This is a genomic window from Amycolatopsis sp. NPDC104819, from assembly GCF_055583145.1.
In genome coordinates this window covers 545,232-563,612 of record NZ_JBVJON010000007.1, presented here as the reverse complement: position 1 = coordinate 563,612, position 18,381 = coordinate 545,232, and the positions used below count along the sequence as shown (strand labels likewise).

Annotated in this window: 18 protein-coding genes; 10 read left to right on the top strand and 8 right to left on the bottom strand. The window is 69.5% G+C overall.

All coding sequences use genetic code 11. The features are described 5' to 3' along the window. The first annotated feature begins 118 nt into the window (after positions 1 to 118). The 5 genes from ACZ63E_RS25025 (at position 119) to ACZ63E_RS25005 (ending at position 4,785) form a co-directional block, all read left to right on the top strand. Positions 119 to 1,426, top strand: coding sequence for a family 1 glycosylhydrolase (locus ACZ63E_RS25025; RefSeq protein ID WP_465338521.1), 1,308 nt, complete (start codon positions 119 to 121; stop codon positions 1,424 to 1,426). A gap of 71 nt (positions 1,427 to 1,497) precedes the next feature. Then, on the top strand, positions 1,498 to 2,682 hold the full coding sequence (locus tag ACZ63E_RS25020; protein ID WP_465338520.1) for a lipid-transfer protein: 1,185 nt from the start codon (positions 1,498 to 1,500) through the stop codon (positions 2,680 to 2,682). 8 nt (positions 2,683 to 2,690) lie between these two features. Next, positions 2,691 to 3,122: a type II toxin-antitoxin system Rv0910 family toxin gene (locus ACZ63E_RS25015; protein WP_465311679.1), complete on the top strand. Its 432-nt coding sequence runs from the start codon at positions 2,691 to 2,693 to the stop codon at positions 3,120 to 3,122. Then, positions 3,119 to 3,949: a MaoC/PaaZ C-terminal domain-containing protein gene (locus tag ACZ63E_RS25010; RefSeq protein ID WP_465338519.1), complete on the top strand. Its 831-nt coding sequence runs from the start codon at positions 3,119 to 3,121 to the stop codon at positions 3,947 to 3,949. The genes ACZ63E_RS25015 and ACZ63E_RS25010 overlap by 4 nt, the downstream gene beginning before the upstream one ends. Next, positions 3,949 to 4,785 (top strand): SDR family oxidoreductase, encoded by an 837-nt coding sequence (locus tag ACZ63E_RS25005; protein ID WP_465338518.1) that lies wholly within the window; start codon positions 3,949 to 3,951, stop codon positions 4,783 to 4,785. Before ACZ63E_RS25010 ends, ACZ63E_RS25005 begins: the two co-directional genes overlap by 1 nt. Before the next feature lie 664 nt (positions 4,786 to 5,449). Here ACZ63E_RS25005 and ACZ63E_RS25000 read toward each other — a convergent pair. From ACZ63E_RS25000 to ACZ63E_RS24990, 3 genes are all read right to left on the bottom strand, one after another. Further along, complete coding sequence (locus ACZ63E_RS25000; RefSeq protein ID WP_465338517.1) at positions 5,450 to 7,933, bottom strand: DNA gyrase/topoisomerase IV subunit A; 2,484 nt, start codon at positions 7,931 to 7,933, stop codon at positions 5,450 to 5,452. A gap of 28 nt (positions 7,934 to 7,961) precedes the next feature. After that, positions 7,962 to 10,013 (bottom strand): DNA gyrase/topoisomerase IV subunit B, encoded by a 2,052-nt coding sequence (locus tag ACZ63E_RS24995; protein WP_465338516.1) that lies wholly within the window; start codon positions 10,011 to 10,013, stop codon positions 7,962 to 7,964. Between the two features lie 135 nt (positions 10,014 to 10,148). Beyond that, positions 10,149 to 11,504, bottom strand: a complete 1,356-nt coding sequence (locus ACZ63E_RS24990) for a phospholipase D-like domain-containing protein (protein WP_465338515.1) — start codon at positions 11,502 to 11,504, stop codon at positions 10,149 to 10,151. Positions 11,505 to 11,610: 106 nt separating this feature from the next. On the opposite strand from ACZ63E_RS24990, the gene ACZ63E_RS24985 reads away from it, so the two are divergent. Then, positions 11,611 to 12,696 carry an LLM class flavin-dependent oxidoreductase gene (locus tag ACZ63E_RS24985; RefSeq protein ID WP_465338514.1) on the top strand — a complete coding sequence of 362 codons (1,086 nt, stop codon included), beginning with the start codon at positions 11,611 to 11,613 and terminating at the stop codon, positions 12,694 to 12,696. Then, positions 12,693 to 13,289, top strand: coding sequence for an FMN reductase (locus ACZ63E_RS24980; protein WP_465338513.1), 597 nt, complete (start codon positions 12,693 to 12,695; stop codon positions 13,287 to 13,289). The genes ACZ63E_RS24985 and ACZ63E_RS24980 overlap by 4 nt, the downstream gene beginning before the upstream one ends. On the opposite strand, the gene ACZ63E_RS24975 is transcribed toward ACZ63E_RS24980, so the two are convergent. The 3 genes from ACZ63E_RS24975 to ACZ63E_RS24965 are packed head-to-tail and all read right to left on the bottom strand — an operon-like array spanning position 13,277 to position 14,657. Further along, positions 13,277 to 13,873 (bottom strand): dihydrofolate reductase family protein, encoded by a 597-nt coding sequence (locus tag ACZ63E_RS24975; RefSeq protein ID WP_465338512.1) that lies wholly within the window; start codon positions 13,871 to 13,873, stop codon positions 13,277 to 13,279. The genes ACZ63E_RS24980 and ACZ63E_RS24975 overlap by 13 nt on opposite strands. Next, entirely contained in the window at positions 13,870 to 14,325 is a 456-nt protein-coding gene (locus tag ACZ63E_RS24970) for an SRPBCC family protein (RefSeq protein ID WP_465338511.1), read from the bottom strand. Before ACZ63E_RS24970 ends, ACZ63E_RS24975 begins: the two co-directional genes overlap by 4 nt. Continuing rightward, positions 14,322 to 14,657: an ArsR/SmtB family transcription factor gene (locus ACZ63E_RS24965; protein ID WP_465338510.1), complete on the bottom strand. Its 336-nt coding sequence runs from the start codon at positions 14,655 to 14,657 to the stop codon at positions 14,322 to 14,324. The genes ACZ63E_RS24970 and ACZ63E_RS24965 overlap by 4 nt, the downstream gene beginning before the upstream one ends. Positions 14,658 to 14,800: 143 nt before the next feature. On the opposite strand from ACZ63E_RS24965, the gene ACZ63E_RS24960 reads away from it, so the two are divergent. Genes ACZ63E_RS24960 through ACZ63E_RS24950 form a run of 3 tightly spaced genes read left to right on the top strand, consistent with a single transcriptional unit; the run spans position 14,801 to position 17,261 of the window. After that, a complete protein-coding gene (locus tag ACZ63E_RS24960) occupies positions 14,801 to 16,213 on the top strand; it encodes a serine hydrolase domain-containing protein (protein ID WP_465338509.1) in 1,413 nt (470 codons plus the stop codon). Beyond that, positions 16,180 to 16,602 (top strand): PGPGW domain-containing protein, encoded by a 423-nt coding sequence (locus ACZ63E_RS24955; RefSeq protein ID WP_465338508.1) that lies wholly within the window; start codon positions 16,180 to 16,182, stop codon positions 16,600 to 16,602. The genes ACZ63E_RS24960 and ACZ63E_RS24955 overlap by 34 nt, the downstream gene beginning before the upstream one ends. A gap of 17 nt (positions 16,603 to 16,619) precedes the next feature. Further along, on the top strand, positions 16,620 to 17,261 hold the full coding sequence (locus ACZ63E_RS24950; protein ID WP_465338507.1) for a TetR/AcrR family transcriptional regulator: 642 nt from the start codon (positions 16,620 to 16,622) through the stop codon (positions 17,259 to 17,261). Here the strand turns inward: ACZ63E_RS24950 and ACZ63E_RS24945 are convergent. Together ACZ63E_RS24945 and ACZ63E_RS24940 are read right to left on the bottom strand one after the other, a co-directional pair. Continuing rightward, a complete protein-coding gene (locus ACZ63E_RS24945; RefSeq protein ID WP_465338506.1) occupies positions 17,221 to 17,886 on the bottom strand; it encodes a Rossmann-fold NAD(P)-binding domain-containing protein in 666 nt (221 codons plus the stop codon). The two genes, ACZ63E_RS24950 and ACZ63E_RS24945, sit on opposite strands and share 41 nt — an antisense overlap. Positions 17,887 to 17,895: 9 nt before the next feature. Continuing rightward, complete coding sequence (locus tag ACZ63E_RS24940; RefSeq protein ID WP_465338505.1) at positions 17,896 to 18,291, bottom strand: carboxymuconolactone decarboxylase family protein; 396 nt, start codon at positions 18,289 to 18,291, stop codon at positions 17,896 to 17,898. Between the last annotated feature and the right edge of the window lie 90 nt (positions 18,292 to 18,381).

Below are 18,381 nucleotides of genomic sequence, written 5' to 3'. Positions count from 1 at the left end.
TTCGTGAAGATCGAAGTGAGGTTAGCCTTGCTTAACCTTGGTTGTCTTCCGTCCTTCGGAGGATGTGCGGCGAGTCACCGCGGCGCTAACATGAAGTTCCTTCATGAATGGGGGAGCGATGCGGCGCACTTCAGTCCTCGTGGTCCTGACGGTGCTCGCGGGTCTCCTCGCGGGGACGTCGCCGGCGGTGGCCGTCACCCAGCCGTTCTTCTGGGGTGTCGCGACGTCGGGTTACCAGGCCGAGGGCTCGGCGCCCGACAGCAACTGGCGCCGCTACGAGCAGGCGAAGACGTCGTCGATCAAGGAGCCCTACCGCGAGTCCGTCGACTTCCGGCACAACTACGTCGCCGACATCGACCGCGCGAAGCAGCTCGGGGTGAACGTCTTCCGCTTCAGCGTCGAGTGGGCTCGCATCGAGCCGCGTCCGGGCCAGGTGGACCAGGCCGAGCTGGCGTACTACGACGACGTCGTCCGGCACGTCGTCGACGCCGGCATGCGGCCGATGATCACCCTCGACCACTGGGTCTACCCGGGCTGGGTCGCCGACCAGGGCGGCTGGGACAGCGACCGCACGGTTGACGCGTGGCTGGCCAACGCCCGCCGTGTCGTCGAACGCTATCGCGGTCTGGGCGTGCTGTGGATCACGATCAACGAGCCGACCGTCTACCTGCAGAACGAGACGGCCAACGGCGGGCTCGCCGGATGGAAGCTGCCGTGGGCGCAGGCTCGGCTGGTGCGCGTCCACCGTGCCGCGTACGACCTCATTCACCAGCTGGATCCGGGCGCGCTCGTCTCCAGCAACACCGCGTACGTCCCGGCGGTGCAGGGTGTGCTCGACGCGTCGTTCCTCGACCAGGTGCGTGACAAGCTCGACTTCGCCGGGCTGGACTACTACTACGGCGCGAGCCTCGACAACCTCAGCGCGATCCATGCGGCAAGCGGCGAGTTCTGGAAGGTGACACCGCAGCCGGACGGGATCTACTACGCGCTGCGGTACTACGCGCGGAAGTTCCCGGGATTGCCGCTCTACGTCGTCGAAAACGGCATGCCGACGGACAACGGCAACGCGCGTCCGGACGGCTACACGCGCTCGGACCACCTGCGTGACCACATCTACTGGGTGCAGCGCGCGAAGGCCGACGGCATGAACGTGATCGGCTACAACTACTGGAGCCTCACGGACAACTACGAGTGGGGCAGCTACCAGCCGCGGTTCGGACTGTACACAGTGGACGCTCGCTCGGACGCCACGCTGACCCGGCGGCCGACTGACGCCGTCGCGGCGTACCGGCAGCTGATCGCGGGTCACGGCGTCCCGGGCGGGTACACGCCGGTGCGGCCGCCGGGCTTCTGCTCGGTCGTCGACGGCCTCGGCAGCTGCCTCGACCCGGCTCGCTACCCGGGTCCGCTGGCTCCGCTGGGCTGAATTTTGTGCCACCGACCTGCGGGTCCGTGGTTCGGTCTTGATAAATACATGCCGGTCTGTATGTTTGTTGCATGACGAACAGGGTGTACGTCGTCGGCGTCGGGATGACGAAGTTCGAGAAGCCCGGGCGGCGCGAGAACTGGGACTACCCCCAGATGGCGCGCGAGTCCGGGACCAAGGCGCTCGAGGACGCCGGGCTGGGGTACGACGCCGTCCAGCAGGCGTACGTCGGGTACGTCTACGGCGAGTCGACGTCCGGGCAGCGTGCCGTCTACGAGCTGGGGATGACCGGGATCCCGGTCGTGAACGTCAACAACAACTGCTCCACCGGCTCGACCGCGCTGTACCTGGCCGCGGAGGCGATCCGCGGCGGGCGCGCGGACTGCGTGCTGGCGCTGGGCTTCGAGAAGATGAAGCCGGGCTCGCTCGGCTCGACGTTCGACGACCGTGAGCAGCCCATGGGCAACCACATGCAGGCGCTCGCCGAGATCTCGGAAGTCCTGTTCCCGCCCGCGCCGTGGATGTTCGGCGCCGCCGGCCGCGAGCACATGAAGCAGTACGGCACGACCGCCGAGCACTTCGCGAAGATCGGCGAGAAGAACCACCGGCACTCGGTGAACAACCCGTACGCGCAGTTCCAGGACGTCTACTCGCTCGACGACATCCTGGCGTCGCGGATGGTCTACGACCCGCTGACCAAGCTGCAGTGCTCACCGACGTCCGACGGCTCCGGCGCGGCCATTCTGGCCAGTGAGTCCTTTGTGGACGTCAATGGCCTGGCCGGGCGGGCCGTCGAGATCGTCGGGCAGGCGATGACCACGGACTTCCGCAGCACCTTCGACGGCAGCGCGAAGAACATCGTCGGGTACGACATGACGCGTCAAGCGGCCACGCAGGTCTACGAGCAGGCCGGGTTGGGGCCCACGGACTTCCAGGTCGTCGAGCTGCACGACTGCTTCTCCGCCAACGAGCTCCTGACGTACGAGGCGCTCGGGCTCTGTCGCGAAGGCGAAGGCGGGTCGCTCGTCGACGCCGGGGACACGACCTACGGCGGCCGGTGGGTCGTGAACCCGTCCGGTGGGCTCATTTCGAAGGGCCACCCGCTCGGCGCGACCGGGCTCGCCCAGTGCGCCGAACTGACCTGGCAGCTACGCGGGGACGCGGACGCGCGGCAGGTTTCGGGAGTTCAAGCCGCGTTGCAGCACAACATCGGACTCGGTGGCGCCGCCGTCGTCACCGCCTACCAGCGAGCTTAGGAGAGAACGTGGGTCAGATCAGCGCGTCCGTCGAGCTGCCCGCCGCGCCGGACAAGGTGTGGGCGGAGTTTTCCAACCCCAACAACTTCGAGAAGTGGCTGACCATCCACACCAAGTGGAAGGGTGACGTCCCGGCGGAGTTCTCGCAGGGTTCGCAGGTGTCCGAGGTTGTCACGATGCTCGGGATGGCGAACACGATCACGTGGACCGTCGACACCTATGACGCGCCTTCGCAGCTGGTCATTTCGGGCACCGGGATGGCCGGAGTGAAGATCAGCTTCTCGCTGTCGGTGGCGGCGGCCGGCGCGGGCTCGACGGCTTCGATCGACGCCGAGTTCACCGGCCAGATGATCGTCGGAGCGCTCGGGAAGGCCGTCGAGAAGGACGGCAAGAAGAACCTCGACGAGTCCCTCGAGAAGTTCAAGGCACTGGTCGCATGAAGTTCGACCCCGCCGGCCTGGACAAGTGGACGTCGCCGGTCTCGTTCGACGTCACCCGCGCAGCGTTGGCCGAGTACGCGGCGGCGACCAACGACCCGATCCCGGCGCACCGCGCGGGGGACGTCGCGAGCCCGGTGTTCGCGATCGTGCCGGTGTTCCAGTCGCTGCTCGAACCGGCGCTGGAAGTCGTGCCGACGTCGTTGTTCGGGCGGGTGCTGCACGGCGAGCAGGACTTCCGGTTCCACCGCCCGATCCGGCCCGGGGATTCGCTGGTGTCGCGGGCGAAGATGACGGGCTTCGAGGGGCTGCCGAAGGGCACGCGAGCGACGGTCTACCTGGAATGCCGTACTGCTTCGGGCGAGCTGGTCAACGAGCAGTACGTGACGTTCTTCGTGCGCGGCTTCGACACCGGCTCGAAGGAGGGTTCGCTGGGGCCTTCGCACCGGTTCGACGAGGCTTTGCGGTCGTCGGCGCCGGTGGCGAAGGTCAGCCAGCACGTCGACGACGACCAGACGTTCCGCTACGGCCCGGCCGCCGGCGACCCGATGCCGATCCACCTCGACGACGAGGTCGCACGCGCCGCGGGACTGCCGGGGATCATCGCGCACGGGCTGTGCACGATGGCGTTCACGTCGTGGGCGGTGCTGACGGAGGTCGACGCGTCGTCGGTCGAGCGCCTGCGGCGGCTGGCCGTGCGGTTCGCGTCGCCGGTGCTGCCGGGTCAGGACCTCTCGACGTCGATCTGGTCCGCCGGCGAGGGGCGCTACGCCTTCGAAACCAGGGTAGGAGACACACTCGTGATCAAAGACGGACTTGCGGAGCTGTGATGGGTGCACTCGACGGGCGCGTCGCGCTGATCACCGGCGCGGGCCGGGGGATCGGCCGCGAGCACGCGCTGCTGTTCGCGCGGGAGGGCGCTTCGGTGGTCGTCAACGACATCGAGCCGGACCCCGCGGTGGTCTCGGAAATCCGCTCGTCCGGCGGTTCGGCGGTGGCGAACACGTCGGACGTGGCGTCGTGGGCGGGCGCGGCGGAGCTGGTCGACCAGGCGGTGTCCGAGTTCGGCCGGCTGGACGTGGTGGTGAACAACGCGGGCATCCTGCGGGACGGTTTTGTCGCGGGCCTCACCGAACAGCAGTGGGACGAGGTGATCGCGGTCCACCTCAAGGGCCACGCGGCGGTCCTGCACCACGCGGCGGCGTACTGGAAGTCGCTTTCGAAGGCGGGTACCCCGGTCGCGGCCTCGGTGATCAACACGGCATCGGCATCGGGGACGACGGTGCCGAACCCGGGCCAGCTCAACTACGGCGCGGCCAAGGCGGGCATCGCGGCGATGACCCTGGTGGCGGCGGCCGAGCTGGAGCGCTACGGGGTGCGGGTCAACGCGATCGCCCCGATCGCCCGGACCCGGCTGACGTTGGCGACTCCTGGGATGGGAGCGATCTTCGCTTTGCCCGTGGAGGAAGGCGAGTTCGACGCGTTCTCCCCGGCGAACATCTCGCCGTTGGTGGCTTACCTGGCTTCTTCGAAGTGTTCCCTGACGGGCAAAGTGTTCGCGGTCCAGGGCGGAGCGATCTCGGAGCTCGGCGGCTGGCACGACGTGAAGGTGATCGAGACCGAGGGTCCGTGGGAGATCAACGACATCGCGGCGAGGCTGCCGTGATCGAGTGGTCCGAGACGGTGTCCTGAACTTTGCATTCTTCCGGATATCGGTGAGCCGGCCGATGTGGAGGTCGGATCACCGGACCACCGCGTGTTGCCTGGCGGTTAACACGCATAGTGGATGAGCTAGCCTGTCATCTATCGGCAGCGTCAGAGCCGATAGATGGGTGGCCGGGGCCCGACGTGTCGGAACCCCGGCCCGGTTTCACTTGACCAGGTGGTGCCATACCTCCTTTGCGAGGTCGTACACCGGTCGGGCAAGTGCGGCGAGGATGGGTAGCCAGTGGGCGGATGCGACCCGCTTCCACTGGCCCGCGCCGCGGCGAACCACCGCGGCGCGGACCCCATGTCTTGTCCTGCCGGCTGCGTCTGTGCAAAACGACTCCTGAGGCGCATCCGGGAAGCGGCTGCCTCCCTTCAGAGGTCTACCGAATCTTAGCGACAGATTCCTCAACCAGGGAGCGGGTGACGATTCGGCTGGTTTGCGTCGACCGGGCCATGGTATCGGTTCTGAAGTGCCATTTTGGAAGGTTGGAATTCAACTTTCGAATTTCCTGCCGAAGACGAGCTCGATGTGTTGCGACGGTATCGGGACGACGGCGCGTACGACAAAGGCCGTCATCAGAGCGCTCAGTCCCTGATGACGGCCTTCGGCGGTTGATCCGTCAGTCTCGCTCGATGAGGTGGCCCACCACGTCCGGACCCGGGTGGGCGTGACCCGACCCATCTCGGCGGACGTCGATCTCCGGGAGCTCCACCGGATCGCCGTTGCGCGCCGCACCTGCCGGGCGCGGGCCGATCCATGCCACCCGCAGCGCCGTCTCGCCCTTCAAGAACCGCTGCGCACGGACACCGCCCGTGGCCCGGCCCTTCGCCGGGTACTCGCTGAACGGCGTCACCTTCACACTCGCGCCCGTTGACGTGATCACCAACGGCTCGCCGTGCTCGTCGTCGTCCGTGCGGATTGCGCCGAAGAAGACCGCCGAACCCGCTCCTACGTTGATGCCTGCCATGCCGCCGCCCTTCAGGCCCTGGGGGCGGACCAGGGATGCCGCGTACTTCAGCAGCGACGCTTCCGACGTCACGAACGCCAGCGTTTCCGAGCCGTCGCGAAGCCACGTGGCACCGACGACCTCGTCGCCGTCCTTCAACGAGATCACTTCGAACTCGTCCGAGCGGACCGGCCACTCGGGCGAGCACACCTTGACCACGCCGGCGCGGGTTCCCAGGGCCAGGCCCGGGGAGCCCGCCGCCTGGTCGCCCAGGGGCGCGATGCCGATGACCGTCTCGCCCTTCTCCAACGGCACCAGCTCGCGAGCTGCCATGCCGCCGCGCAGCGAGACCGTGCCTGCCTGCTCTGGGAGGACCGGCAACGGCAGGACGTCCGTCTTGAACGCTCGCCCTCGGCTCGTCACCAGCAGGATCTGGCCGCGCGCCGTCGTGTGGACCACCGCCGCCACCGCGTCGTGCTTTACGCGGCCGTTGCGCCTGCGCGTCTCCGTCGACTCCTCGGACTCCGCCGCCGTGCGTGCGACCAGGCCGGTCGCCGACAGGATCACCTGGCACGGGTCGTCGGTGACCTCCAGCGGTCCGGACGGCTTCGACGCGGCCAGGACCTCCTTCAGGTCGCCGTCGATCAGGGCCGTGCGGCGCTCGGTCGGGAAGTCCTTAGCGATCTTCGCCAGCTCCGACGAGACCAGCTTCTTCAGCACCGACTCGTCGTCGAGGATCTTCGACAGCTCCGCGATCTCCTCGCGCAGCCGGTCCTGCTCCGACTCCAGCTCCAGGCGGTCGTACTTGGTCAGCCGGCGCAGCGGCGTGTCCAGGATGTACGTCGCCTGGATCTCCGACAGCTTGAAGCGCGTCATCAAGCCGTCCTTCGCGGCCTGCGCGTTTTCGCTTTCGCGGATGAGCTTGATGACCTTGTCGATGTTCAGCAGCGCGACCAGCAGGCCGTCGACGAGGTGCAGCCGCTCTTCACGCTTGCGGCGCCGGTACTTCGTGCGCCGCGTGACGACCTCGTAGCGGTGCCGGAGGAAGACCTCCAGCAGCTCCTTGAGACCCAGCGTCTGCGGCTGGCCGTCGACGAGCACCAGGTTGTTGATGCCGAACGACTGCTCCAACGGCGTCAGCCGGTACAGGTCCGCGAGCAGGGCCTGCGGGTTGACGCCGACCTTGCACTCGATGACCAGCCGCGTGCCGTTTTCGCGGTCGGTGAGGTCCTTGACGTCGGCGATGCCGGTGAGCCGCTTGGACTTGTTGACCTCGTCGGTGATCTTCTCGATCACCTTCTCCGGGCCGACGCCGTAGGGCAGCTCGGTGACGGTGATCGCCTGCCGCCCGCGGCTGCCTTCGAGGGGCCCGGTCTCGCAGTTCGCGCGCATCCGGACCACGCCGCGGCCGGTTTCGTACGCGCGGCGGACCTCGTCGAGGCCCAGCAGGCTGCCGCCGGTCGGCAGGTCGGGGCCGGGGACGAACTCCATCAGCTTGTCGAGCGTCGCCGACGGGTGCGTGATCAGCCACCGCGCCGCCGCGACGACCTCGCCGAGGTTGTGCGGGATCATGTTGGTCGCCATCCCGACCGCGATCCCGGACGTGCCGTTGACCAGCAGGTTCGGGAAGGCCGCGGGCAGGACCGAGGGCTCTTCGAGGGAACCGTCGTAGTTCGGCCGGAAGTCGACAGTGTCTTCGCCGAGCTCGCCGACCAGCTGCATCGCCTCGGGGGACATGCGGGCTTCGGTGTAACGCGAAGCAGCCGGTCCATCGTCTGGGCTACCAAAATTGCCATGCCCGTCGATCAGCGGGACGTTCAGCGAGAAGTCCTGCGCCAGCCGGACCATCGCGTCGTAGATCGCGACGTCGCCGTGTGGATGGTACTTGCCCATTACATCCCCGACCACGCGCGACGACTTCACGTACGCGTGCGTCGGGCGGTAGCCGTTCTCGTTCATCGAGTAGAGGATCCGGCGGTGCACCGGCTTCAACCCGTCCCGCGCGTCCGGCAGGGCGCGCGAGTGGATGACCGAGTACGCGTACTCCAGGTAGCTGTCTTCGATCTCGGTCTTCAGCGAGTTGTCGAAGACGTTCGCACCGGCGGAGTCGAACGCGCTGGGATCGACCTTGGTGGTGGTGCCCTTGCGGCGTGCCACGGCAGAACTCCTTGGTAGCTACGAAAACTTAAGCGTCGATGGCGTCGCGGTCGATGCGGTCCGAAGAGGCGACCAGCCAGTTCCGCCGGGGCTCGACCTTCTCGCCCATCAGCAGCTCCAGCGCGCCCTCGGCGGCTTCCGCGTCGTCCATGGTGATCCGGCGGACCGAGCGGCTGGCCGGGTTCATCGTGGTGTCCCACAGCTCGTCGGCGTCCATCTCGCCGAGACCCTTGAACCGCGGCACCGGTGTGACGATGCTCTTGCCCGCCCGCTCCAGCTCCGCGTACTTGGTTTCCATCTCCTGCTGCGTGTACGTGAAGTGCGTTTCCGGGTTGCGGCCCTTGGTGACGAGCTTGTGCAGCGGCGGCATCGCCGCGTACAGCCGACCGTCCTCGATCACCGGACGCATGTACTTCGCGAACAGCGTGATCAGCAGCGTGCGGATGTGCGAGCCGTCGACGTCCGCGTCCGCCATCAGGATGACGCGGCCGTAGCGCATGGTCGTCAGGTCGAACGTGCGCCCGGTGCCCGCGCCCAGGACCTGCACGATCGACGCGATCTCGGCGTTCTTCAGCGTGTCGCCCAGCGACGCCTTCTGGACGTTCAGGATCTTGCCTCGCAGCGGCAGCAGCGCCTGGTACTCGGACACGCGCGCCATCCGCGCCGACCCCAGCGCGCTGTCACCCTCGACCAGGAACAGCTCGCTGCGGGAGACGCCGGTGGTGCGGCAGTCGACCAGCTTCGGCGGCATCGCCGCGCCCTCGAGCGCGGTCTTGCGCCTCGCCGCGTCCTTCTGCTGCTTCTGGGTGAGCCGGACGCGCGAGGCGTCGACGACCTTCTGCAGCACGACCTTGGCCTCGGACTTCGTCTTGCGGTCCTCGGTCCAGGCCTTCACGTGCTTGTCGACGATGCCCTGGATGACCCGGGTGATGCCGGCGGTGGACAGCTCGTCCTTCGTCTGGGACGTGAACTGCGGCTCCGGCAGCCGGACGTGCACCACGGCCGTCATGCCCTCGAGGACGTCCTCGATCGTCGGCATGTCCTCCTTGGGCTTGAGCAGCCCGCGGGTCTTGGAGATCGCGTCCTGCAACGCCTTCGCCATCGCGCGGTCGAAGCCGCGGCGGTGCGTGCCGCCGTGGACGTTGCGGATCGTGTTGGTGAAGCACTCGACCGTGCGCTCGTAGCCGGTGCCCCAGCGCAGCGCCACCTCGATCTCGGCGTGACGCTCCACATTGGACTGCATGACGCCGGCCGCGTCCGCCGCGTTCTCCTTGTACGTGCCTTCGCCGGTGATCAGCAGCGTGCCGCAGACCGGCTTTTCGCCCGACGGCGTCAGGAAGTCGACCATGTCGACCAGGCCGTGCGGGAAGTGGAAGGTCTCTTCGTTGATCGTGTCTTCGATGGCCGTGCGCAGCACGTACGTGACACCCGGGACGAGGAACGCCGTGTTGCGCAGCTTCGCCCGCACGCCCTCGACGTCGAGCGCCGCGCCGGACTCGAAGTAGCGCGAGTCGTACCAGTAGCGGATCGACGTGCCGCTGCGCTCGCCGCGTTTCATCTTGCCGACGAGGTTCAGCCCGGAGTGGCGGGTGAACTTCGCCTTCGGGCCCGGTGCGTCGAAGTTGCCGGGGATGCCGTGCTTGAACGACATCTGGTGGACTTTGCCTTCTTGCTTCACCGTGACGTCGAAGCGGTGCGACAGCGCGTTGACCGCCGAAGCGCCGACGCCGTGCAGGCCGCCGGAGGTCTTGTAGCCGGAGCCGCCGAACTTGCCGCCGGCGTGCAGCCGGGTCAGCACCAGCTCGACGCCGGACAAACCGGACTTCGCGTGGGTGCCGGTCGGGATGCCGCGGCCGTCGTCGTCGACCTGGACGCTGCCGTCGGCGTGCAGGGTGACGACGATCTTCGTGGCGTGACCGGCGACACCCTCGTCGGTCGAGTTGTCGACCACCTCGGAGAAGAGGTGGTTGATGCCCCGGCTGTCGGTGGAGCCGATGTACATCCCGGGGCGTTTGCGGACGGCTTCGAGACCCTCGAGGTGGGTGAGGTCGTCGGCCCCGTACAAGGTCTCGGCAGTCACAGGGTCGTTCTCCCGGATCGTGGCTCGCGGAAAGGTGTGGTGAGGTGCGGACTCGGCCTGCACCGCAGGAGCAGGATATCCGCCCACCCCGACAACTTCCGCGCGTCCGTCCCCCGGTGTGGCGTGGAGCGCTCCCTAGCGGGGGTCGAAACCGAGGTCGGGCCACAGGCCCAGCAGTGCTTCGATCTTCCGCGGGACCTGGAAGCTGTTCCGGAAGTTCGGCTTCTCCCCGATCGTGGCGAGGCCCTTGCGGAGCTCGCCGAACGCCGGCTTCGCGGCCGTCTCCCGGGTCAGGAGGTAGCAGTACGTGCGACGCGGGTAGGCGAACTCGTCGACGTACGCCTGCAGCACGAGACCCGGCGGCTCGGTCCGCGACCCGACCAGGGCGCGGCCCTGTTTCTGGCTGTACACACGGATCACGTGCACGCCCGGGCGGAGCGTGCGCGGCGGGTCCTGGCCCTGGCCGTCGTCGGCCCAGAACAGCTCGACCCGGAACGGTGACTCGCCGTTCTCGCCCGGGTGGGTGTATTCGCGGGTCAGCTCTTCGAGCCGGTACTCGGCCTCGGCCGACGGCTCGCCGCCCTCGACGAGGCTGACGAGGTACAGCTCGGCCGGGCGCGGCCAGTTCGGGCGAGGGACGTCGGTGGCTTCGGCCGTTTCGGTTTCGGCCGGTGCCGCAACCGGTTCCGCGGCGGCGGGCGCCGGGACTTCCTCGGCCGGGCCGGGCGTGTCGGCGGCCGCGGCCGGCGCGGAGACGGGCGTCTCGGGTTCGGGTGCCGGCGCAGGCTCGGGGCGGACCGGCGACGCGGCCGGGGGAGCGGGCCGGACCGGCGACGGCGCGGGGGTGGCCGGGCGGACCGGGGACGGCGGCGGGGCGGGCGCGGCCGCGGGCCGGACCGGGGGCGCCGGGCGGCTCGTGACGACCGGCCGCGCGGGCGGGGCGGACCGGGTGGCCGCCGGGCGCGGCGCGGTGACCGGCTTGCCGGCGCCGTACTGCTCCAGGAGCGGCTCCAGGTCACCCGCGGTCAGCGCGGGCCCGGCGAGGTCGCACCATTCGAGCCAGGCTTCCTGGGCTTCTTCGACCGTGTGCTTCTCGTGCGAGACGGTGACCGCCTCGAACAGCTGACGCGGGCCCGCCGCGGTGACGTCGGCCGAGCCGACCACGACGAACGCCGGGTCGTCCTCGGCGATCACCAGCTTCGCGTTCAGCCCGCGCAGCGAGTGCACGAGCACGCCCGCCTTCACCCAGTGCAACAAGGCGTGCGGGCTCGTCGCGCCGGACAGCACCGTGTCCAGGCTCGCGTCCGTGATCACCGTGTCGCCGGGCTGCAACGGCAACAGCGCGGCCGCGCCGGGACCGACGTGACCGAAGGCGGCCACCAGGTTCCGGCGAGGCGCGAGCAGTGGGGTGATCGAGCCCCAGATGTCGCGGCCCGTGAGAAGTCGTACCGAACGTTCTGCCAGACCCAGCCGACCGAGCTCCGCGTCCATGCCCCTGACCTTACTGGGTACCCCCTGCGGCATTGACGGCCGGAATATCTCTTGCTTGGAAGTAGTTGAACGCGCATGTAAGATGGCGGTGCGAAGGGAGCAGGTCATGCAGTTCGGAATCTTCACGGTGGGCGACGTCACGACCGATCCCACGAACGGCACCACGCCGACGGAACACGAGCGGATCAAGGCGATGGTCCGCATCGCGCTCAAGGCCGAAGAGGTCGGTCTCGACGTCTTCGCGACCGGTGAGCACCACAACCCGCCGTTCGTGCCGTCGTCCCCGACGACGATGCTCGGCCACATCGCCGCGCGGACGTCCAAGCTCATCCTCTCGACGTCGACGACGCTGATCACCACGAACGACCCGGTGAAGATCGCCGAGGACTTCGCGATGCTGCAGCACCTCGCCGACGGCCGCGTCGACCTGATGATGGGCCGCGGCAACACCGGCCCGGTCTACCCGTGGTTCGGCGAGGACATCCGCCAGGGCATCCCGCTGGCCATCGAGAAGTACGCGCTGCTGCGCCGGCTCTGGCGTGAAGACGTCGTCGACTGGCAGGGCAAGTTCCGCACGCCGCTGCAGGGCTTCACGTCCACGCCGCGCCCGCTCGACGACGTCCCGCCGTTCGTCTGGCACGGCTCGATCCGCAGCCCGGAGATCGCCGAGCAGGCCGCGTTCTACGGTGACGGCTTCTTCGCCAACCACATCTTCTGGCCGAAGGAGCACTTCCAGCAGCTGATCGCCTTCTACCGCGAGCGCTTCGAGCACTACGGGCACGGCCAGGCCGACCAGGCCATCGTCGGCCTCGGCGGCCAGGCCTTCATCCGGCCTAAGTCGCAGGACGCGTGGAACGAATTCCGGCCGTACTTCGACAACGCGCCGGTGTACGGGCACGGCCCGACGCTGGAGGAGTTCACCGACCAGACGCCGCTGACCGTCGGCAGCCCGCAGGAGGTCATCGACAAGACGCTGACCTTCCGCGAGCACTTCGGCGACTACCAGCGCCAGCTGTTCCTGATGGACCACGCCGGCCTGCCGCTGAAGACCGTGCTGGAGCAGCTCGACCTGCTCGGCGAAGAGGTCGTCCCGGTGCTGCGCAAGGAGCTCGACGCGCTACGCCCGGCGCACGTGCCGGACGCGCCGACCCACGAGTCGCTCAAGGCGGCTTCGGAGAAGGTGCCGGCATGAAGCTCGCAGTGGTGACGGCCGGGTTGTCCGTGCCGTCCTCGACCCGGCTGCTGGCCGACCGGCTGGCCGCGGCGACCGTCGCCGCGGCCGGGTCGCCGGTCTCCGTCGACGTCGTGGAGCTGCGGGACATCGCGCTCGACGTCACGAAGAACCTGCTGACCGGCTTTCCCAGCCCGGAGCTGCGGGCCGCCATCGAGACGGTGACCGGCGCGGACGCGCTGATCGTCGTGACGCCGGTGTTCACCGCCGGGTACAGCGGCCTGTTCAAGTCGTTCTTCGACGTGCTCGACGCGGACTCGCTGGCCGGCAAGCCGGTGCTGCTCGGCGCGACCGGCGGCACCGAACGCCACTCGCTGGTGCTCGACTACCAGCTGCGGCCGCTGTTCGGATACCTGAAGGCGGACCCGGTCGCGACGGGTGTGTACGCGGCTTCGTCGGACTGGGGCAGCGGAGAAGGCGCGTTGCAGCGGCGGATCGAGAAGGCCGGCGCCGAGCTGGCTTCGCTCGCCGCCGGACGGCAGGCCCCGCCCGCCGAGCCGGACTTCGTGCCCTTCGACCGGCTCCTGGCGGAAGTGTCCACTCAGGACCGGTAGCGCACCCGGTAGCTCAGGTGCGTGACGCCGTCACCGGCGACGACCTCGACCCGCTCCAGCTCGGCGCGGCCGGGGTCGACGTCTTCGAAGTAGCGGACGCCCTCACGCAGGAACACGGGCACGAGATCGATCTTCAGCTCGTCGAGCAGGCCGAGCTCGAGGCACTGCCGGGCGATCGACGGGCCGGAGACGCCGACGTTGCCGTCCCCGGCCGCCTTCGCCTGTTCGATCGCGCTGCGGACGTCCGAGACGAACGTGAAGGGCGCCAGGTTCGCCTCCGGCCAGCCGGGCGGTGGGCGATGGGTGACGACGAACGCCCGGCCGCCGCCGGGCGGGTTGCCGCCCCAGCCGTGGGTGTAGTCGAAGACGGTTCGGCCGCAGACGAACGCGCTGTGCGCGGCTTGGTCCAGGTGCCGCTTCAGGTAGCCCGCGCTGGCGGGGGCGACGTGGAAGGTGATCGGGTAGCCGACCATCGGCACCTCGACGTCGCCGCCTTCGTACCAGTCGAACAGCGGCCCGACGCTGTTGTCGGGTCGCGCGACGAACCCGTCCAGGGACATGCAGAAACTGGCGACGACCGTCATGCCAGCACCGCGTCGAGGCGCTCGTAGGACTCCGTGATGCCCTTGCTCATGCCGCTTTCGACGGCCGCGTCGCGGGCTTCGACGGACGGGAAGACCGAGCGGCCCTCGATCCGCGTGCGGCCACCGAGGTCGACCAGGGTCATCGACTCGAGCGTGACCTCGCCGGGCGCGCCGTCGAACTCGAAGGTCTGGATGATCCGGTCCGCGCTCACCGTGTGGAAGACGCCGCGGAAGCGGTACTCGCCGCGGTCGTCGCGGTGGACGTAGTGGTAGCCGCCGCCCGAGCGGGCGTCGAACTCCAGGATCTCCATCTCCATGCCGTGCGGGCCCAGCCAGCGGACGACCAGCTCCGGGTCGGTGTGGGCGCGGAACACGGCGGCCGGTGACGCGGCGAACTCGCGCGTGACCTCGATGAACGGGGTGCCGGGGCGGGCGGTGATCGTGGTGCTCATTCGGTTTCCTCCAGGGCTTCCAGGACGGCGTCGAGCTGCCGGTAGCTGCGTTCGGTGGCCAGCCGGTAGGTGTCGATCCAGCCGGTGAGGGCTTCCAGCGCGGCCGGCACGAGGTGGCACGGCCGGCGCTGGCCGTCGCGGCTGCGCGTGATCAGCCCGGCCTGCTCCAGGACCTGGATGTGCCGGGAGATCGCCTGCTTGGTGATGGCGAAGGGCTCGGCCAGCTCGTTGACCGTCGCTTCCCCGCGGGACAGCCGCGCGACGATCGCCCGGCGGACCGGGTCGCCGAGCGCGGTGAACGCCCGGTCCAGCGCCGCCTCGTCAACCGTCATCTTTATCAACCAATCTCTTTATCAACTGATGTGTTGACTATGGCAGAGTGGCCCGACGGCGTCAACAACCTGCCGAAAGTAGGGGGTGCCCGACGTCGTCCGGCAGCGGTGGGCGACCCCCGGAGATCCTTACTTTTACCCGCATGACCAGGCTCTTCCTCGTGCTCGCGGCCCTGCTGCTGGGCACCGCGACGCCCGCCGCCGCCGCGGCCCCGGCACCCGACGTCGACGGATACGTCCGCGCCTACCTCGACCACACCGGCTTGCCCGGCGCCGCGGTCGCGATCACCCACGGCGCCGACGTCGTCCGCGTCGCGGGATACGGCGCGGTCAGCGCGTCGACACCGCTGCCGATCGCGTCGCTGAGCAAGTCCATGACGGCGTTCGCGGTGCTCCAGCTCGTCGAGGCCGGTCGTGTCGGGCTGGACGAGCCCGTCACGCGTTACCTGCCGGAGTTCCGGCTCGCCGATCCGCGCGCCGCCCGGATCACCGTCCGGATGCTCCTCGACCAGACGTCCGGGATGGCCGACTCGGCGTTCCCCGACCTGAAACTCGCCCAGCCGCACACCCTCGCGGAAGCGGTCGAGCGCCTGCGTGACGCGCCGCTGGCGAGCGAGCCCGGCGCCGAATTCCACTACCACAACCCGAACTACGAGGTCGCCGCCCGGATCGTCGAGGTCGTCGCCGGGCAGCCGTTCGCCGGCTACCTGAGGACCCGGCTGTTCGCGCCGCTCGGGATGACGTCGAGCACCACCGTGGACACCCCGCCGGCCGGGACCACCGGGTACGTCCGGGCGTTCGGGTTCGAGGTCCCGGTGTCCGAACCGGACTGGTTCACCGGCGGCAGCCACGGCGTCCTGAGCACCGCCGGCGACCTGGCCCGGTGGCTGCTCGCGCAGCGTGACGGCGGCGGTGTGCTGTCCCCGGCGTCGGTCCGGGCGGCGCACACCGCGGCGCCCGGGCGCGACTACGCGCTGGGCTGGAGCATCCGCGACGGCCGCGCGTCGCACACGGGCGAGTGGTTCAGCCACACCGCCGCGCAGATCCTGCTCCCGGACGGGTACGGCATCGCGGTGACGACGACCATGGGGATGGCGCTCGACAACGAGGCCGAGGTGCTGGCCCTGGGCCTCGCCGACCTGGTCGAGGGCGGTGCGCCGGAGCCCGCGCTGCCCGCCGGGGTGATCGCGGACCGGGTACTGGCCGCGCTCGCGCTGCTCGCGGTGGGACTCGCCGTTCTCGGCGTCCGGCGGGCCGGCCGCAAGCCCCGCTGGTGGCGGGTCGTGCCGCCGGTGCTGCCGCTCGTCCCGCTCGTGTTCCTGCCGCAGCTGCTCGGGGTGGTGTTCGCCGGCCGGCGGGGTACCTACAGCCAGGTGCTCTACGTCTGGCCGGGGCTCGTGGCCGCGCTCGGCGTGGTCGCGCTGGCGGGCCTGACCGTCGCGGCGGCGCGGGTCCGGGTGCTCGCGAGTGGCACGCGGCGCCGCAACCAGGAAGAATCGGGCGAAACGAGGGGAGACGCCCAGTGGGCATCGGCAAACAGGCGAAGCGGATCCTGATCATCGTGGCGGGCGCGATTCTGCTGCTGGTCGGGGTGGCGCTGCTCGTGCTGCCCGGCCCCGGGCTGCTGCTAGTGCTCGCCGGGCTGCTGCTGCTCGCGTCGGAGTTCCCGGCGCTCGAGAAGTACGTCGACCCGGTGCGCGACCGGGCGATGAAGGCGGCCGAGGACAGCGTCTCGTCCCCGCTGCGGATCGCGGGCTCGGTGCTGGCCGGGCTGGCGCTGCTGGCCGCGGGGATCGTCTGGGGCACGGTGAAGTCCCTGCCGTTCGCGGGCTGGAGCACCGGGTCGAGCCTGATCCTGTCGTCGGTGATCCTCTTCGCGCTGCTGATCTGGAGCTATCGCCGGGTCAAGTCGCGCCGGGCGGAGCCCGCCGCTCCCCAGACCTGACCGGTAATCTCGGCGCCATGAGCGCCGGATTCCAGCGCGCCCGCCGTCCCGAGCAGGTCGAGGCGCGGCGCACCGCGATCCTCGCCGCCGCGCGGGAGCTGCTCGCGGAGCGGCCGGTCGCCGAGATCAGCCTGCGTGAGCTGGCGTGCCACGTCGGGCTCGCGAAGTCCAACGTGCTCCGCTACTTCGACAGCCGCGAGGCGGTCTTCCTCGAGGTCCTCGACGGCGAGTGGACGGACTGGCTCGACCACCTCGACGGCGCTTTCGGCGAGCCGGTGGACCACGAGCGGGTCGCGGCCACCATCGCCGGGACACTCGCCGGGCGAAGGCTGCTGTGCGAACTGGTCAGCTCGATGGCCCCGGTGCTGGAGCGCAACATCTCGCTGGAGTTCGCCCGCGACTTCAAGCGCCGTGCGGCGGCGAACACCGGTCGGCTCGCCACGCTGGTCCGCAAGCAGATGCCGGAGCTGTCGGACGACGCCGCCGCGCACTTCGCGCTCGCGGTCGTGGTGCTGGTGTCCGGGGCCTGGCCGCTGGCCAACCCCACGGACGTGGTGGCGGCGGCCGCCGCCGAGCTGGGCGGCGTGCCGTCGTTCGCGGACGGGCTGGCCGAAGGCCTCACGAACCTGCTGGCCGGGCTCGTCGCGCGGCGGCGGTGACGATGTCGGTGTTCTCGAGAACGCTCTTCTCGTACCCGTTCTCGGCGACCTCCAGCATCGCCAGGCCGATCTCCTGGTTGGTCGTGACGAAGCCGGGGAACAGCCGCCGCAGCACCGGGTACAGCGGCATCGCGACGCGGTAGAGCGTGCGGTACAGCGTGGTCTTCGACGTGATCCCGTGCATCGGCTGGATGTAGCCGGGCCGGAAGGAGAACGTCTTGAGCGGCAGCTTCGCCAGCGCGTTCTCCGTGGCGCCCTTGACCCGCGCCCAGCGGACGCGGCCTCGTTCGCTGCTGTCGGTGCCCTGGCCCGAGACGTACCCGAACGTGGTGCCCGCCGGCAGCTTCCCGGCCACCGAAAGGGTGAGCTGGTAGGTGACCCGCTCGTACTCCTCCGGTTTCATGCCCACCGAAGACACCCCGAGGCAGAAGAAGCAGACGTCGTACCCGGTGATCGGCTCGAGCGCGAAGAGGTCCTTCTCGACGACCTCGGTGAGCTTCGGGTCGGTGACCCCGAGCGGCGTCCGGCCGACCGCGAGCACCGCTTCGACCCGCTGGTCGAGCAGGCATTCCCGGAGCACGCCTTGCCCGACCATGCCGGTCGCGCCGAACAGGATCACCCGCACGAGCCCACCTCAGTCCGCGGTCACCGGCAGCAGTCCCCGCTCGCCGAAGACCTTCTTGGCCGTGAAGGTCGCGTTCAGCGCCTTCGGGAATCCACAGTAGACGGCCGAGTGCAGGAGCGCTTCGACGATCTCCGCCGGGGTGAGCCCGACGTTGAGCGACGCGTTGACGTGCACCTCCAGCTGCGGCTCGCACCCGCCGAGCGCGGTGAGCATGCCGAGGGTGACCAGCTGCCGGTCGCGGGGCGCCAGCCCGGGCCGGGCGTAGATCTCGCCGAAGCCCCACGAGACGACGGCCTCGGCCAGCGCGGGGGAGACGTCGGCGAGGTTGTCGAGCACACGCTGCCCGCTGTCGCCGTCGATTTCGGTCAGGGTCTTGAGGCCGAGTTCGAAGCGCTCGTCGGTCATTTCGGGTTCCTTTCCCCAGTTCGTCGTGGCCGGAACCGACGCTAGGGGCTGGAGTGCGCTCCAGGACAACCGTGACGGCCACCACGTCCG

Bases quoted from the DNA above. Each gene is read 5' to 3' on its own strand.
- ACZ63E_RS25025 (WP_465338521.1), top strand. From the start codon at position 119: ATGCGGCGCACTTCAGTCCTCGTGGTCCTGACGGTGCTCGCGGGTCTC.
- ACZ63E_RS25020 (WP_465338520.1), top strand. From the start codon at position 1,498: ATGACGAACAGGGTGTACGTCGTCGGCGTCGGGATGACGAAGTTCGAG.
- ACZ63E_RS25010 (WP_465338519.1), top strand. From the start codon at position 3,119: ATGAAGTTCGACCCCGCCGGCCTGGACAAGTGGACGTCGCCGGTCTCG.
- ACZ63E_RS25005 (WP_465338518.1), top strand. From the start codon at position 3,949: ATGGGTGCACTCGACGGGCGCGTCGCGCTGATCACCGGCGCGGGCCGG.
- ACZ63E_RS24990 (WP_465338515.1), bottom strand. From the start codon at position 11,504: ATGGACGCGGAGCTCGGTCGGCTGGGTCTGGCAGAACGTTCGGTACGA.
- ACZ63E_RS24985 (WP_465338514.1), top strand. From the start codon at position 11,611: ATGCAGTTCGGAATCTTCACGGTGGGCGACGTCACGACCGATCCCACG.
- ACZ63E_RS24980 (WP_465338513.1), top strand. From the start codon at position 12,693: ATGAAGCTCGCAGTGGTGACGGCCGGGTTGTCCGTGCCGTCCTCGACC.
- ACZ63E_RS24975 (WP_465338512.1), bottom strand. From the start codon at position 13,873: ATGACGGTCGTCGCCAGTTTCTGCATGTCCCTGGACGGGTTCGTCGCG.
- ACZ63E_RS24970 (WP_465338511.1), bottom strand. From the start codon at position 14,325: ATGAGCACCACGATCACCGCCCGCCCCGGCACCCCGTTCATCGAGGTC.
- ACZ63E_RS24965 (WP_465338510.1), bottom strand. From the start codon at position 14,657: ATGACGGTTGACGAGGCGGCGCTGGACCGGGCGTTCACCGCGCTCGGC.
- ACZ63E_RS24960 (WP_465338509.1), top strand. From the start codon at position 14,801: ATGACCAGGCTCTTCCTCGTGCTCGCGGCCCTGCTGCTGGGCACCGCG.
- ACZ63E_RS24950 (WP_465338507.1), top strand. From the start codon at position 16,620: ATGAGCGCCGGATTCCAGCGCGCCCGCCGTCCCGAGCAGGTCGAGGCG.
- ACZ63E_RS24940 (WP_465338505.1), bottom strand. From the start codon at position 18,291: ATGACCGACGAGCGCTTCGAACTCGGCCTCAAGACCCTGACCGAAATC.